Origin of the sequence: Candidatus Magnetominusculus xianensis, assembly GCA_001541255.1 — a bacterium.
In the GTDB taxonomy this organism is placed as follows: domain Bacteria; phylum Nitrospirota; class Thermodesulfovibrionia; order Thermodesulfovibrionales; family Magnetobacteriaceae; genus Magnetominusculus; species Magnetominusculus xianensis.
The window spans coordinates 1-16,588 of record LNQR01000088.1; the positions used below are offsets into that span (position 1 = coordinate 1).

Annotated in this window: 13 protein-coding genes and 1 pseudogene; 3 read left to right on the top strand and 11 right to left on the bottom strand. The window is 46.6% G+C overall.

All coding sequences use genetic code 11. The features are described 5' to 3' along the window. Window positions 1-180: pseudogene (locus ASN18_RS17580) on the top strand (hypothetical protein); the annotation flags it as partial. Window positions 181-568: 388 nt separating this feature from the next. Here the strand turns inward: ASN18_RS17580 and fusA are convergent. Together fusA and ASN18_RS12430 are read right to left on the bottom strand one after the other, a co-directional pair. Beyond that, complete coding sequence (gene fusA / locus ASN18_RS12425; RefSeq protein WP_085053070.1) at window positions 569-2,653, bottom strand: elongation factor G; 2,085 nt, start codon at window positions 2,651-2,653, stop codon at window positions 569-571. Between the two features lie 28 nt (window positions 2,654-2,681). After that, on the bottom strand, window positions 2,682-3,113 hold the full coding sequence (locus tag ASN18_RS12430; protein WP_236861728.1) for a SoxR reducing system RseC family protein: 432 nt from the start codon (window positions 3,111-3,113) through the stop codon (window positions 2,682-2,684). A gap of 305 nt (window positions 3,114-3,418) precedes the next feature. Here ASN18_RS12430 and ASN18_RS17240 point away from each other — a divergent pair, with 305 nt between their 5' ends. Further along, the gene (locus tag ASN18_RS17240; protein ID WP_157072975.1) at window positions 3,419-3,586 is read left to right on the top strand and encodes a hypothetical protein; all 168 of its coding nucleotides are present in this window, start codon (window positions 3,419-3,421) and stop codon (window positions 3,584-3,586) included. Window positions 3,587-3,810: 224 nt separating this feature from the next. Here ASN18_RS17240 and ASN18_RS12435 read toward each other — a convergent pair whose 3' ends face one another. The 9 genes from ASN18_RS12435 to ribD form a co-directional block, all read right to left on the bottom strand. Next, the gene (locus tag ASN18_RS12435) at window positions 3,811-4,527 is read right to left on the bottom strand and encodes an ABC transporter ATP-binding protein (protein ID WP_085053072.1); all 717 of its coding nucleotides are present in this window, start codon (window positions 4,525-4,527) and stop codon (window positions 3,811-3,813) included. After that, on the bottom strand, window positions 4,528-6,336 hold the full coding sequence (locus ASN18_RS12440) for a branched-chain amino acid ABC transporter ATP-binding protein/permease (RefSeq protein WP_085053073.1): 1,809 nt from the start codon (window positions 6,334-6,336) through the stop codon (window positions 4,528-4,530). After that, window positions 6,333-7,208 (bottom strand): branched-chain amino acid ABC transporter permease, encoded by an 876-nt coding sequence (locus ASN18_RS12445; RefSeq protein ID WP_085053074.1) that lies wholly within the window; start codon window positions 7,206-7,208, stop codon window positions 6,333-6,335. The genes ASN18_RS12440 and ASN18_RS12445 overlap by 4 nt, the downstream gene beginning before the upstream one ends. A 14-nt stretch (window positions 7,209-7,222) precedes the next feature. Next, window positions 7,223-8,380, bottom strand: a complete 1,158-nt coding sequence (locus ASN18_RS12450; protein WP_085053075.1) for an ABC transporter substrate-binding protein — start codon at window positions 8,378-8,380, stop codon at window positions 7,223-7,225. Window positions 8,381-8,436: 56 nt separating this feature from the next. Then, window positions 8,437-9,591, bottom strand: a complete 1,155-nt coding sequence (locus ASN18_RS12455; RefSeq protein ID WP_085053076.1) for an ATP-binding protein — start codon at window positions 9,589-9,591, stop codon at window positions 8,437-8,439. Between the two features lie 2 nt (window positions 9,592-9,593). Then, a complete protein-coding gene (locus tag ASN18_RS12460) occupies window positions 9,594-10,943 on the bottom strand; it encodes a sensor histidine kinase (RefSeq protein WP_085053077.1) in 1,350 nt (449 codons plus the stop codon). Between the two features lie 33 nt (window positions 10,944-10,976). Continuing rightward, the gene (locus ASN18_RS12465) at window positions 10,977-12,449 is read right to left on the bottom strand and encodes a hybrid sensor histidine kinase/response regulator (protein WP_085053078.1); all 1,473 of its coding nucleotides are present in this window, start codon (window positions 12,447-12,449) and stop codon (window positions 10,977-10,979) included. 19 nt (window positions 12,450-12,468) lie between these two features. Beyond that, entirely contained in the window at window positions 12,469-13,812 is a 1,344-nt protein-coding gene (locus ASN18_RS12470) for a GGDEF domain-containing response regulator (RefSeq protein WP_085053079.1), read from the bottom strand. A gap of 94 nt (window positions 13,813-13,906) precedes the next feature. Further along, complete coding sequence (ribD, locus tag ASN18_RS12475; RefSeq protein ID WP_085053080.1) at window positions 13,907-14,971, bottom strand: bifunctional diaminohydroxyphosphoribosylaminopyrimidine deaminase/5-amino-6-(5-phosphoribosylamino)uracil reductase RibD; 1,065 nt, start codon at window positions 14,969-14,971, stop codon at window positions 13,907-13,909. A gap of 360 nt (window positions 14,972-15,331) precedes the next feature. Between ribD and ASN18_RS12480 the strand changes: the two genes are divergently transcribed. Then, window positions 15,332-16,369 (top strand): YncE family protein, encoded by a 1,038-nt coding sequence (locus ASN18_RS12480; RefSeq protein WP_085053081.1) that lies wholly within the window; start codon window positions 15,332-15,334, stop codon window positions 16,367-16,369. The last annotated feature ends 219 nt before the right edge of the window (window positions 16,370-16,588 follow it).

Consider the following 16,588-nt stretch of genomic DNA (forward strand, 5'->3'; position numbering starts at 1 on the left):
CCCCCATTTGAGGGTGCATACGAGGCAGTGTTGAAGTTCATTGCCGCAGCAAAGGACAACATCCCTGAAGTTACGGCAACGGCAGTCGATACCCCTGGTGTGGACATAGAAAAGTGCCGTGAGATTGCCATGTCACTGGGGGCAGCGTTTCGGCTCAGGCATTTAGACGTTGTTGGATAAGAAGAATACCCTGCGGACAGCCTCTGCCCACAGTACGTAATTACAGCTTATACCAGTTTAAATCCAATTCATCCAACAATAGACAGTGGATAAAGAGCTAAAACCACTCCACCAGCCTGAAAAAAAACGACATCACCTTGACTGGCAGACGAAGCCACCCATCCCAAAGCCTCGTAAAACTTCCGCATAACACCGAGGTCACTAACTCCAAGTGTGACTATACTGAGTCGTTGTTCCATGAATTGGATTATATCATAAAACAGTATGTTTTTATATGAACCATTTTGTCTATTGTTGCATGTATAATTGCCTGTAAAACCCCATATTTCCAATATGTGGGCAAGGGCAACAATAGACAAAATGATGATGCTTTTCTCGCCTTTTGATTTTATTCCTCTTCTTCCTCTTTCTTGGCCATAGCGATTATCTTTTGTGCTGTTGCGTGCGGTACATCTTCGTAATGTGAAAACTCCATCGAGTACAGTCCCCTGCCGCTGGTTATGCTGTGAAGCTGGTTTGCATAGGTGAGCATTTCTGACATCGGAACTGCTGCCGCTATTTTCTGAGTTCCACCGGTCTGTGACTCCATACCCTGGACCTTACCGCGACGTGAGTTAAGGTCTCCGATTACGGCCCCGAGATTGTCCTCCGGCACAATTACCTCTACCTTCATAATCGGCTCCAGCAGGACTGGGTTAGCAGCAACAACTGCCTTTTTAATTGCCATAGAACCGGCTATCTTAAAGGCCATTTCAGATGAGTCAACGGCATGATACGAGCCGTCATAAAGAGAAACCCTTACATCAACGAGCGGGTAGCCAGCAATAATACCGCCTTTCATTTTATCTATGACGCCTTTTTCAACCGCAGGGATGTACTGGCGCGGGATAGCGCCGCCGACAATTTTATCTACAAATTCAAACCCGCCACCCTTCTCCAGCGGCTCAACAGTAATCCAACAGTCGCCGAACTGGCCCCTGCCGCCGGATTGTTTCTTGTACTTGCCCTGAACAGACGCAGTGGAACGAATGGTCTCTCTGTATGGGATTTTCGGGGTCTTCATCTCAACGTCAACGCCAAATTTTCTCTTTAGCTTATGCAGCGTTACCTCTATGTGTACCTGTCCCATACCGGAGATTATCATCTCATTGGTCTCGGCGTCTCTGTGGAATTTTATTGTAGGGTCTTCGTCAAGAATCCTGTGAAGCCCTGTGCTTACCTTCTCCTCATCGCCCTTAGTCTTTGGCTCTATGGCGTAGGAGATAATAGGTTCGGCAAATTTCACAGTTGAAAACACTACAGGATGTGCCTCGTCTGTAAGGGTATCGCCCGTCAAGGTCTCCTTTAGTTTTGCCACTACGCCGATTTCACCAGGGCCAAGCGCTTTAACCGGGATTTGCTTCTTGCCAAGCAGGTGAAATATCTGCCCAACACGCTCTTTTGCCCCTCGCGTAGGATTCAGGAGTGTTGCGTCCGGCCTTAACGTACCCGAAAAGACCCTGAATATTGTCAGCCGCCCGGCATATGGGTCGGCAATTGTCTTAAATACGTACATCGCAAGCTGTGCATTTTCCTCCGGCGGGAGTTTCACCTCTGAGCCATCCTTTGCATTTTTTGCAGTCACCGACAGCGTGTTAAACCTGTCAACCGGTGAGGACAAGTACAAGGTAATCGACTGAAGGAGCTGGGTGATGGCCATATTTTTTTCGGCAGAGCCGCACGCCACTGTTACAAAATCCCTCTTACAGCATCCACGCCGAATCCCGGAAACTATCTCATCTTGTGTCAGTTCCCCGGTCTCAAGGTATTTTTCAAGCAGTGTATCATCGAGTTCTGCTACTTTTTCTACTAGTTTTTTTCTGTATAGTTCATAATCATCCATCATTTCCGATGGGATATCCTGTTCTTCAGACTTGCCGCCTTTTATCACATACGCCCTGGAATTCAATACATCCACAACACCGGTAAACCCCAATCCCTCGCCCATTGGGATATAGAGTGGGACAGCATCAAGGGAGAATATTTTCTCTACCTGCTCTATTGTTTGCTGAAAGTTAGCGTTTTCCTTATCCATTTCGTTGACGAAGACAATACGCGGTACAAAGAACTCATCTGCATATTTCCAGAGCTTTTGGGTCTCTGCACGCGCCCCGTCAATAGCGCTTACGACAACTACTGCGCCGTCGGCAATTCTGAGGCATCCCCTGGTGTCTTCCATGAAATTAATAAAACCCGGCGTATCAATGAGATTCAGCCTGTAGCCTGACCATTCACATGTGGCCACTGCTGCGTTAATAGTTACTTTTCTTTCAATCTCCTCCGGGTCAAAATCGGTGACCGAGTTACCGTCCGTAACGGAGCCCATTCTTGTAATTGCACCTGCGTTAAAGAGAATTGCCTCTGTAAGTGTGGTTTTACCACAGCCGCTGTGGCCTAAGATAGCTACGTTGCGAACTTTTTCAACACTGTCCATAGTTCCCCCTTACGGTTTATATTAGAGCTTACTGTTCGATAATATGTTCTATAACAGGCGTGTTTTCTGTTTTCTTTTCGATTTTCCCGGAAATTATTTTTAAGATAATAAAAGCAATGACAAATGAGGAAAACCCTGCAAATGCTGAGAGCGTTTCAGGATTTACCGCCTTAAACATTCCGGCAAGGATATACTTGCCAAACACTGCCCCTATAAGCAGGGCAACCGCAGGAAGGCCATAGACCAACAGCGTCCCCTTGACATAGGTATAGGATTTTGCAGTGACTTTGACCATTTGTCCAATTTTCGCTCCGGCTATGTTGAGCGCTGCGATTTCGATAGTTTGTTTTTCGTTACCGTCACTGTTGATTCCGCACGACTCGTTTTCCTTACAGCCTTCACAGGTCTGCCTTTTTTCAACAACTACGGTGGCAGTAACCCCGTCAATGCTTCTTACCACTCCGATTTCATCCATAATGTTTGGATTGTAACATAGCACATGCGCCGCCCGCAACTAAGCGTTAATTTTTCAGTAACTGCTGCTTTATCATTAGTATATCCACCGTCAAAAATCTGCCATCGGTTGTCTGATTCCCCACAGTTGTTTTTTTGAGGGCGGTGAACTGCCGCGCTGAATATTATAACAGCTTGTTTTCACGTGATATTTTCCATGCCACAAAAATTTGCCACCAGTTGTCAGCTCTGGCACAATCTTTGCTATACTACTATTGTTTTGGTTATGTATACAAAGGAGGCTGACCAAACATGGAACTAAAAACTATGGAACTGGAAACTAAGGACAATGGTAGTAATACAAACAGCGGTAACGATATGGACAACAACCACCATAGCGATGTGGACTTGGACAGATTAATAAAGTGGACTCTGTTGTTTGCGATAGTTTATTTCGGCGCGTCGCTCTTGCTTAAATAAACAACCAGTGTACAGCTTGGGGTGGGACGCACAGCAAATCGTGTCATTGCCTTGGTGAGACGATTTGACAGCACATTCGTGTATCCCATCCCACTCCTCCCTACTTATTAAGGGTCTCATAATAGAATCAACTTGAAGAATGAGGGCGCTGCCCTCAAACTCCCGGCAGGGAACTTGTCCCCTGCACCCCATCTACGGGGCTTCGCCCCTTTGAATCTTTGGCACTATACCCCCAGATATGCCTGCCTGACGCGCGGGTCATCAAGAAGCTCCGCCGCCGCACCCTCAAGCGTTAGCTCCCCGTTTTCCATCACACAGCCGTGGTGCGATAGTTGGAGCGCCATAAAGGCGTTTTGCTCAACTAAAAGAATCGTCACCCCCGCCTTGCTTATCTCGTCTATTATCCCAAATATCTCATCGGCCAGCACCGGAGAAAGCCCCATCGACGGCTCATCAAGTAGTATTAAATCCCCCTTTGACATCAGGGCACGCCCTATGGCAAGCATCTGCTGCTCCCCGCCTGACAGCGTAGCCGACAACTGCCCAACGCGCTCCCCAAGACGCGGAAATAACTCTATTACGTGTTCATAATCCCTTTTTACACCTTCCGGGTCATTTCGCCTGAGCCACGCGGCAAGCGTCAGATTTTCCCTTACCGTAAGGCTGCCAAATATCCCCCTGCCCTCCGGCACATGTGTTATGCCCATTGAGACGATTTTATGCGCGGCCATGCCTTTTATATTTCTACCCCTATAATTTATCTCTCCATCAAATTTGACCATGCCTGAGACTGCGCGCAGCAACGATGACTTCCCTGCCCCGTTTGCCCCAATCAGGGCAGTAATCTGCCCTTCTATGATATCAAAGGATATGCCCCTTAATGCTTTGATATTCCCATAGCTTACTGAAAGGTTTTTTATTGATAGTAATACATTCGCCATCTATTTATCCCTGCGTGTACTTACCCCTGAACTGCCTAAATATGCCTCTATTACCTTTTTGTCGCTTTTAATCTCATCAGGGGCTCCAGCGGCTATGGTCACGCCAAAATCCAGTACCTGTATCCTCTGACAAAGCCCCATTATAAAGCTCATGTGGTGCTCTATTACCATTATCGTAAGTTCAAACTCATCCCTGATTCGATGGACAAGTTCCATCAGCGCCCCAGTCTCAGAGGGGTTCATTCCGGCTGCCGGCTCATCTAACAAGAGGAGCTGTGGTCTTGTGGCAAGCGCCCTTACTATTTCAAGGCGGCGTTTTAGGCCATAGGGCAGGTTTTTTGCCGCTTCTGAGGCGTACTTATCAAGCGCGAATAACTCAAGCAGCATTCGTACGCATTCAGACACCTCTTTCCCCTCACAGTCATTAAATCTCCTCGTGCGCAGCATAGCATCCGCCGCATTATAGTTCACAGAATTAAACATGCCCACCTTTACATTGTCAGTCACTGTGAGGTTGTTAAACAGGCGGATGTTCTGAAACGTGCGGGCTATACCACATGAGTTTATCTCATTTGGCCGCATACGGGTAATCTCTGCGCCATTGAAAAGTACGCTTCCCTGCGTCGGCCTGTAGTAGCCTGATATCAGATTAAACAGTGTCGTCTTGCCTGAACCGTTTGGGCCTATTATTCCCATAATCTGCCCGGAGTTGAGCCTGAGATTAAAGTCTGACAGGGCACAAAGACCGCCAAAATAATGCGTAAGACCGTTGATAGCTAACAGTTCACCAGCTTGTTCACGGGCTTGTTCACGGGCCGCAGCCCTATAGGGCACAACGGCCTCATCTTTTTTCTTTCGTGCAACAGGCTCAAACCACCTGAACTCCATAAAGCCAAATATGCCCTTTGGCCGGAATATCATCAACAGGACAAGCAACAGGGGCATTATAACCATGCGCCACTGCCCAAGCACCCTCAGTACCTCTATCAGTACGGTATATATAACTGCACCGGTAATCGACCCGGCTATAGACCCTACACCGCCCAAATAGACCATTATCAGTATCTCTGTAGACTTTATTATATCAAACGTCCGGGGTGAGATAAACTGCAGGAGATGGGCGTAAAGCCCCCCCGCCACTCCGGCAAAAAACGACGATACGACAAAGGCATGGAGCTTTACTTTTCTGGTATCGACACCCATTGCTGCCCCCGCTGTCTCGTCTTCCCTTATTGACAATACCCCGCGCCCGATGTTGCTGTATACGAAATTCCTGATTGCCCAGACCGACACCACTGTCCATGCAAATGTCCACGGCAGCGTTGTGAGCTTCTCCATACCCAGAAACCCGCGCGGCCCGCCAACGGCATCAATGTTTTCAAGGACAGATTTCACTATCATATTAAACGACAGCGTCACAATCGCCAGATAATCGCCACGAGTCTTAAACGAAGGAATAGCCACGACGACCGCAGCAAGGGCTGCCATCACCCCGCCGGTAATTACAGCTAATGGAAAAACCCACACACCCGCTGAAGAAGAAAACACCTTTACTGATAATATTGAAGCCCCATACGCCCCCACTGCCATAAACCCCGCGTGCCCCACTGAAAACTCCCCCATGTAGCCATTTACGAGATTTAAACTAAGGGCAAGTATGATATTTATCCCGACATACATTGCAACAAGCTCAACGTACTGGTCTATGAGTCCAAAGCGGCTTACTATTACTGTGGCTATGAAACCAACGCCGGTAAGCACAAAGAGCAGCCAGCGCCTCGATGTTAAGTAGTCCGTATGTATCCTCATACCTTTAGTGTCTTTGGTACTCCCAATATCCCGTTCGGCCTGAAAATAAGGAGAATCAGCAGGAGTGTAAAGGCAATGAAATCCCTGTATGTCGAAGGCAGAGCCACTGCGGCAAAAGTCTCAACCGCCCCCAGAATGTAGCCGCCAAGCATTGCCCCCCTGATTGAGCCAATCCCCCCAACTACGGCGGCAATAAATGCCTTCCAGCCTATCATTATCCCCATGTATGGGTCTATTACGGGAAATGCCATCGCATACATTGTCCCAGCCGCACCGCCAAACCCTGCCCCTATTGCAAACGTCAGGGCAATTATCGCGTTGACAGAGACGCCCATCAGGGGCAGCGTCTTTATATCCCATGCAAGCGCCCTCATCGCCATCCCATATCTGGTCTTCCGTACTATGAAATCAAGCCCAACCATGAGCAGTACCGACAGCACCACGATGACGCCCTGTATGGAGGATACCGTAAGACCGCCCAAATTCCAGCTCACATTGGGCAGCATCTCTGGCACATGGCGTGGATATGGACTAAGGGCAAGAGTAAAATTCTCGATAAACACACCAACGCCAAGTGCGGTAATAATCGCCGAGACCTTCGGCGCATCGCGCAGCGGTCTGTAGGCAAGCCTCTCCACGGCCATGCCAATGGCCGCCGTACCAATAGCTGCAACGACTAATACCACAACAAAAGGCAGGTGCAGCTTGGCCGTCGCAATAAAACACAAAAATGCCCCAATCATAAACAAATCACCGTGGGCAAAGTTTATCAGCGACAGCACCCCATAGACCATCGTATAGCCAAGTGCTATTACGGCATAAATGCTCCCCAACTGGAGCATGTTTAATAGCTGCTGCGAGATATAGACCATGAGTTATTTTAGCATCAGGGTTTTATATCGGCAAACCACTTAAACTCACCGTCTTTTATCTGTAAGATGACAACGCTCTTGTCGGGGTCACCAGAGCCTTCATGGAATGTTATGTCACCTGTAACACCCTTGAAGCCGGTTATTTTCTGAATCGCATTTTTAATTGCTTCGCTATTGGGCTTCCCGGCTCTTTTCATGGCCTCAAACATGATTCCAAAGGAATCATACGTAAGGGCGGCCACATCGTCGGGGACACTGCCATAGAGGGCCTTATAGTCATCGACGAATTTCTTAACACCGGGCGTTGTAGAGTTCGCCGAGAAGTGGCTGCTAAAAAATGCCCCATCACAGTCCTTTCCACAAAGGGCAAGCAGGTCATGACTTCCCCAGGCGTCACTGCCTAAGACCGGCTCTGTTATGCCAAACCTGCGCGCCTGCTGTACCTGCAGCGGGACATCGCTATAGTATGTAGGGAGGAATATCAGTTCAGGGCTGCCGTTTTTTATCTTTGTCATCTGGACGGTAAAATCTTTGTTGCCTGTTGTGTAGGTCTCAAATCCTGTAATAGTGCCGCCCTTTTCCTCAAGGGTCTTCTTAAAGACCTCAGCCTGCCCTTTCAGCACCTCAGAGGCTACGTCATATAGTACGGCCGCTTTTTTGGCCTTCAACTCACCCATAGCAAATGCAGCCAGCACCCGCCCCTGAAATGAGTCCATGTAACAGGCTCGAAACACATAGCCTTTCTGCTTGCCTGACCTTGGATCAATAGTGGTCTTCGGGTTTGTAGACCAGGGGGAGATCATCGGAATCTTTGAGGTCTCGGCTATTTCTGAGGCAGGGATTGCCCCGCTGCTGGCGTTTGGGCCTACGATGGCTATAACTTTATCTCGCGTGATTAGTTTTTGTGCAGCCGAGGCAGCCTGTTCAGACCTTCCGGCTGAGTCCTCTATCTGAAGTTTTATCGCATATTTTTTCCCGCCTATTTCAAGGCCGCCTTTATCGTTCACTGACTTTACAGCCATTTCTGCTGCATTTTTACACGACGCACCTACGGCAGGTATGTCACCGGTCAGCTCGGCTATCACCCCAATATGTATCGCGTTGTCTTTCTCCTTAGCACATCCTGCCATGAGCATTACAAGGCATAATACCGCAGTATAAAGTCTTACCATTATTAATCCTCCAAATGAATTTATTGTGCTTGAGCCGGTTGATCAAATTATCTGCCTTATACGGCCGTCTCAGGAAACATTACATAAAATGTGGCGCCGTTTTCAACGTTTTCAAAATAGAGTCTCCCGCCCATCTGATTCTCTACAAGCACCTTTGACACATAAAGACCTACGCCTACCCCCTTGCCCTGTTCTCTGGTGGTAAAGTACGGCTCGAATATCCTATTTGCAAGCTTCTCCGGCACCCCGCCCCCGTCATCAATTATCTTAAGCATGACCATAGATTCACGACGGGCAATATCTATCGTAATGCTGCCAATAGTGGCATGTGATAGCGCTTTTCTCCTTTCGACGATGGCGTCCATCGAGTTAAACATCAGATTTAAAATCACCTGACGAAATTCGTTCAGATAGCCTGTCACATACAGTGCATCTATGCCTGAGTGTATAACCTTTGCATCAACCGACAGGCTCCTGATTTGACCGTGAAGGAAGTCCAATACCCCGTTAACTGCCCCGATAACCTCAAACGGCTTCTTTTCCTTGTCAGGCTTAAACAGGTTTCGATAACCGCTCACTGTCTCGGACATGGCATTTATCTCTGTCATCGCGTTTTTGACGAAGTCGGCCAGATACTCAGTGTTAATCTCTCCAAATTGATATGCATCTTCTATGTCCTGAACAATAAGGCCAAGGGTGTTTAAGGGCTGTCTCCAGTTGTGAGAAATAGAGCGGAGCATCTCGCCCATTGCTGAGAGTTTTGCCTGCTCTATGAGCAGTTTCTCCTCCTGCCTCAGTCTCTCTGCATCTTCAGCCTTCTTTCTGTATTCGTCCATCTTGTGCTTATACATGGCCATTTTAATCGTTACAATCATCTCCCTGCAGTTACATGGCTTGAGCAGATAACCCAGCGGCTCTGTGAGTTCTGCCTTTTCTATGATTTTATCGTCAGAGTATGCCGTAAGATATATGACTGGAATTCCGAAGCGGTCTTTGATTTCTTTGGCAGCCTCAATCCCGTCCATACTGCCCCGCAGCACTATATCCATAAGCACGATGTCAGGCCTGTCCCTCTCGGCAGCAACAATAGCGTCCTCACCAGATGCGGCCATAGCCGTTACCATAAAGCCCTGATAACCCTCTATCTTACCTTTCATATTGAGCGCTATCAAGGCCTCGTCCTCGACTATCTGTATTTTGATGTTATCCATCACTATATTCTCTGATTATACACTAGTTCGTGAAATTTTATCTTAAACTCCGTACCTCTGCCAGCTTCGCTTATCAACTCTAACGACCCGCCCAGTTGATGCTCTACAAGGGTCTTAACGAGTTTTAATCCCAGGGTTTTCGTAGTGTTCACATTGCCGGGGATTCCAACACCGTTGTCCCTGACAGACAAATCACAACTGCCATCGTCTGACACGTATAAACTTATCGAGACCCTGGCATTGGTATTTTTATTTATAAAGGCATATTTCAGTGAGTTAGATACAAGTTCGTTTATTATTAAACCACACGGGATGGCCGTCTCAATATTCAACGAGATATTTGGCATGTCTATGTCAATCTTTAATATATGATCCCACTGAGTATATGATGCCCTGATATTTTCCGTAAGCGTGTTGATGTAGTCTCTGAAATCTATTTTGGATAAATCCTTAGTCTGGTAGAGTTTTTCATGTATCAGCGCCATTGATTTGATTCGATTTTGCATCTCAGTAAACATCCCTATAATACTCTCATCGCTTACCTGACCTGATTGAAGATATACAAGGCTTGAGATTATCTGCATGTTGTTTTTTACCCTGTGGTGAATCTCTTGCAGGAGGAGCGTTTTTTCCTCAAGTGATTTTCTGAGCGACTCAATCATGTTTACCCGTTGGGTAATATCCCTGACGATAAAAGACGCCCCGTCAATCACGCCAGGCGGTATGGCGGCTATTATCGGAGTTACGCTCAAGGATACGTTAATACGTCTGCCGTCTTTTCTGAGGTGGACGGTCTCATAGTTTTTGATATGTGCGCCTGAGATTATCTCGTTTAGAATTTCCTGCGCCTCACTAATATTCCCGGGCTTCTCCTGTGGAAATAATCCCGCTATTGAAGAGGAAACAATCTCGCCCCTTGAATAGCCATATATATACTCAGCGCCCATGTTCCAATGAGTAATTCTTCCTGCATTGTCAACAGCAACAACGGCGTCATCCAGAAGTTCAACCACATCATCCAGACGGCGGAGGGTTTCTTTTGCCTTTCTCCTTTCTACAGTCCTTACACCCCGGAATATCGGGGCAACCAGCATAATCCCAATAAGTATTAATACTGAGGATACAAAGGCAACTGTCTCAGGCAGAGGGCTCGGCAGATATGCAATGTCTTCGATGTTTTTATGAAATAAATCGAAAAGTGAAATCAACCGCCTAACAGCCATGACGGACACTCCGGCGGCAAGAAACACCCACGCGCCTCTTCGCCCTGTAAGGCGTATCAGTCTGACACTCAAGACAGCCGCTGTGAGCTGAACGACGCAGGAGCTAATTAAGATTATTTTAAGATACATCCAAATTATTCTGGTTCTGACTGATTTTTGGTATCATTTAGGCGTGCGCGGCAGTTTAATCTCAAATCGGGTACCAGAACCAACAGTAGAGTAAAGTTTTATCTCACCGTAATGGTCTGTCACGGCTTTTTTAACACTATAAAGACCAAGCCCTGTTCCTTTCATACTTCCAGGAACCTGAAAATACACATCGAATATCTTATCGTGATACTGTGGACAAATGCCCTGTCCATCATCTGAGACGGAAAATCTAATACTGGAACTGTCGCCCGACACCTCCACTTTTATTGAGGTCCTGGCATATTTGGCAGCATTGCTCAGTATATTTTCTACCATCGACTTAAGCTGATACGGGTCTGCCGTCAGGGTTAAGTCCTCTTGTGGTTGATAATCGCCGGGAGTCATACCATTAATGGTTATAGTCAGCCCACGGGAGTCTACCATTGGCAGACAGTTCCTGAGTACTAATGACACTATCGAAGCAAAATCTACGTTCACCGGGTTAAACTTCCCAAGTGACGCCTTTTCCTTTAATGATTTCGATGTCTCCTCAATGATTTGCAGCAAATCAGCGGCAGCATTTTCAATTATATGCAAGATTTCATTTTTTGCCTCTTCTGTTGCGGCCTTACCCGCTAAGTACCTTCTCGTATAACCTTTAATCGCAAGCAGGGGGGTCTTTAAGTCGTGAATGAGTACAGATATGAATTTCTCACGCTGGGCATTAAATGCCTCTTCTGCCTGCAGCCTCTCAGTTATGTCGTGAAACGCTATGACCTTGCCATAACATACACCCAGATCATCAGTGATTGCAGCAGTACAGCCGCTGATATGATACTGCCTCCCGTGAAGCCCCGTTAAGACCGGATTATCAAGCGCTGTAACAGATTTATGGCTGAGCTTTTCAAGGTTAAACCTATCACCCTTAGCGCTCCCCTTACTGCCTAGGGTCACATTAAATATGTCATTGGCAGACCTGCCTATTGCGCTGTCGCCCTCCCAGCCTGTCATTGACTTGGCTGTCTCATTTATAAAAATTACACGTCCGGTCAACTCGGTTGCTATGACACCGTCACCTATGCTGTTAATTGTCGTACTTAACCACTGATGACTTTCACGCAGGCACTTCTCAAGCTTATGCTTATACATCGCCATCTCGATGTTTATGTGCAGTTCCTTGTCCTCAAACGGTTTAAGCAGGTAACCGAATGGTTCTGTTATCTTAGCGCGTTCGATCATCTTTTCGTCTGCGTAGGCGGTGAGATAGATTACAGGTATATCATATTTTTTGCGTATTTGACTTGCAGCCTCAACCCCGTCAATTCCATCCTGAAGCATTATATCCATTAGGACAAGGTCGGGGCGGCGCTGCTCAATTTTCATAAATGCCTCACGTGCAGTAGGCACTGCCCCTGTGACCACATATCCAAGGTCCTCAACGCACTTCTGTATGTCCTTGGCTATTATTATCTCGTCTTCTACTATTAATACCTTTTTCTTTGACATTCCTTCCTTTCAACTATGCCTAATAGGGAAGATTGAAAAAGAACGAGTGTTCCTTCTCGACGGCCTTGACCCTGTTTCTGCCTTTGTTTTTAGCGATATAGAGGGCATAGTCAGCCTTTTTGATAAATCCGGCGGGGTCTTCCTGCTTGACATACTCTGAGACGCCAAAACTACAGGTCACCTTGCCAACCTCTTTAAATACACTGTCCTGAATTATCTCTCTTATTTTTTCAGCCAGGTCCTTCGCACCGGCAAGATTGGTCTCCGGAGTTAGAATCACAAATTCCTCTCCACCGTAACGCGCAAAAATATCGTATTTCCTGATATTTTCCGTTACTAACTTCGTGATTTCCTTTAATACATAATCCCCTGTCGGATGTCCATATGTGTCATTTACAGATTTAAAATGGTCTATGTCGAAAATAATAAGTGACAGGTAGTTATTGTACCGCAGCGACCTTTCGATCTCCTTTTTAAGTTCATCCTCAAACTTCTTCCTGTTAAATATGTTTGTCAGGGCGTCTTTTGTAGCCAAATCCTGAAACATCTTCCTGTCGCACTCTATATGTGAGATGTCTGTGAAGGTGACAAGATAGCGTTTGCGGGTTTGCAGCTCAGGGATAGCGTTTGCGTGTATGATATAGGCCCTGGCCTCGCTCTTTAACTGGTCTTTACCGGCCATATGGACGATACAATCAGTTTTCTCCCCGGCTATGGCCTCCTTTATCCACACATTAAACGATTTTCCCTTATAAAAACTGTCTTCCTTTACTACCATAAACCGGTTTACGTTTTTGCCCTTTTCAAGAAACTCGTCAAATGTCTCAAACCCAAGAAAATTTAAAAACGAAGAGTTCAGAAAATATATCTCCTCTATATCGGTAATCATAATGAATGTGGGATTGTTGTCGAGAATCGTCCTGATGAATTCGTTTTTTGCCTCTATTTCTTTCTGCTGAGATACCGCCCTAGCCACCTTGACAAGCGCATTGAGCAGGTCGTTGTTGTTGACTGGTTTCTTAATGTATTTTATGACGCCAATATCTATTGACTTAAGAAAATAGTCCTCGTCGTTAAACGCTGAGGTAATGATAATCGGGGTGTCATCGTTTATAGATTTTATTGCTGCTGACATATCAATACCGTTCATCTGGGGCATCATTATGTCGGTTACAACAATGTCCGGGTTTTCATTTTTATATATCTCAAGGCCTTCTCTGCCATTGGAGGCCAGCAAAAGATTCTTTATACGCCGTTTAAGGAACCGCGCGATACTATCCCTGATAACATCCTCGTCCTCGACATAGAGTACCTTTACCCTTTGAAGATATGGGTCAATACCATTTTGAAAATTATCAATCATAACACTTCCTTATATACTAACAAAAACATACAGAAAAAAGATAAGAATAATCAATGCCGTAAAAATATGGCTTACCAGTTTACTCCCCCAGATATTATAAATACCCTTCAATGACGATGTCTGTACCCAAAGCCCTCGCCCTCATATCATACACCTCATAAGGGCTTTCAATACTCCTGAATGTCTTTGAAGATACAGGACAATAGACACCCTTTCCTCCAATTATCTTTGGCGCTATAAAAAATATGACCTTATCAACAATACCATCCTCAACGGCGTGCCCTGTGAGTGACGCCCCGCCCTCTATCATCACTGATGTGATGTGCCTCTGCCCTAGTTCCTGCATCAGCCATTTTAAATCAAGGCGGCCGTCATAGTGGATGAGCTCAACGCCAGGGGCAAATCCCCCTGTATCCTGAGCCTGCTCTTTAGTAACGATGATAGTGCGCGGCGGGGTTTTTAATATTGCATAATCCAGCGGAGTCTCCAGAGATGGGTCTATACATACGCGGACAGGGCTCCGCAGCCCCCTGCCCCTTGCGGTGAGGCGTGGATTGTCGGCCTTTACAGTGCCGATTGCGGTTAATACGGCATCCACAGAACTCCTTATCCTGTGTACATAGCGCCTGGACTTCTCACACGTGATCCACTTCGATTGACCATCAGGGGCGGCCATTTTCCCGTCTAGCGTCATCGCTGCCTTTAGTATTACAAATGGGATTTTTGTCGTGATATATTTTATATATACCTCATTTAGTCTCTCTGCCTGCGTTTGCAAGATACCAACTGTCGTCTCAATACCAGCCTTTTTGAGCATTACTAATCCCATGCCGGAGACTGATGGGTTGGGGTCTAACATGGCGGCAACTACCCGTTTTATCTTTGCCCCTATGATCGCATCAGTACAGGGCGGCGTCCGTTTACCCGTATGACAGCACGGCTCAAGTGAAACGTACAGTGTTGCACCCTCTGCCTCAGCCCCTGCCCTTTTCAATACAAGAGCCTCGGCATGCGGCTCACCGGCCTTCCTATGGTAGTCCTCTGCAATAACCTGGCCATCCTTATATAAAATCGCACCAACCATAGGATTAGGACTTGTACTTCCACAAGCACGTCTGGCAAGTGCAATACAGCGGCGCATCAGCGATATATCATCCATTAGCAATATTATATATGAAATGAGACGATGTTCGCAAAATTTCTGCGCTGCACAAATATTTAACAGTAGACATTTTAACTGGTCTATGCTATAATATTCTGAATTAGACGAGACCGTAAGACGATCTAATGCGCGTGTATTGTGATTTTATTTGTGTCCAAGCTCAGCAGTTTGCGGCTTATCTATCAGCTAATGGCAGCTAATGGCAGCTTATGGGAGGTGATAATCATCGAGGCGGGGCGTAATAATACTCAAACGGGAGGATGAGGCTGACTGAGGAATCCTACAGCAGTCAACGCGGCAGCAGCCGTGATTAACAACAGATAAAACTATATCTAAAACTATACACGAGGAGATCAAATGAAAAAGTATCTTGTTTTAGCACTGTTAGTGTTTGCGGTGATGGCAGCCGGTGTAATCAGCGCTGAGGAGGCACCCAAACTTTCAGGTATTGCATATATTCAGACACACGGTGGACACGTAGCGGTACTTGATTTAGCAACCGGAGACTTAGCCAGATACACCCACGGCAAGCCAGCAGACACTTTGCAGCTTTCACCAGACAAGAAAACTATCCATGTATTTTCGCTTGACGGACATGAAAAAGATATCGATGTTGAAACCGGCAAACAGACTGAATGGGTAAAAGTCGGTAAAAAGCACTGCGGTTCGGCAATCGCCGCAGACGGGACAATCTGGGTTTCAGATATGGCAGATGGTCATATCTATGTATTTGACCCAAAGGAAAGGAAACTGGTTGACAGCTTCCCTGTAAGCAAATCTATCTGTGGCGTTAATTTTTCTAAAGACTTTAAGACTGCCTTTGTTTCCGATATGCCAGGCGCTTTTGTAAGCATAGTTGACGTAAAGACCAAGAAAGTAACTGGTCAGATAAAAGATGCAGGTATATTTATCCACCGCGCAAGAATTAAGCCTGGCTCAGATGAGCTGTGGCAGTCCGACGGCGCAGAGTTAAAAGACGGCAAACCGGCTGGCGTGGGCTACACGGAAGGCGGTTCAATCCCTGGTGCGGTAACACTTATTGATATTAAGACAAACAAGGTAACTGACAGGGTATTAATAGGCGGCAACCCGCACGATGTAGACTTCACCCCGGACGGTAAATACGCACTCGTAGGAAGCAGACAGATCCCAGACCAGGATGACAGCGCATTAGCTATCGTCAACACTGCCAGCAAGAGAATGGTGGATATGCGCGGTACATGTAAGAAATGCCACTACGCATTAAACTTTGCAATACCTAAGACCAAAGACGACGGCAGGCCATACCTCTGTGCAGTCGAGGTTGACTGGAACCGCAAGGCCATCGCAGCAGGCGCAGAGCATATAATGCCAAAAGATGATGCCAAACCGGCAATTCCAGCAAAATCTCACTAAGAACATATAGAGACACACAGCATGTACCGGTGTAACACCGCACGATTGTTACACCGGTATTTTTTTGGCCTTTCACGCTCTATGACAGTCAGGGCAATCGCATTAGAAACTTACACCCGCTAATCCCTCTCCTGATAGGGGTAGGGAAGGTTTTCGCCTCCCCTCCCTCCGAACCGTACAGGCGGATTTCCCGCATACGGCTCTCCAGTTAGTGGTTTC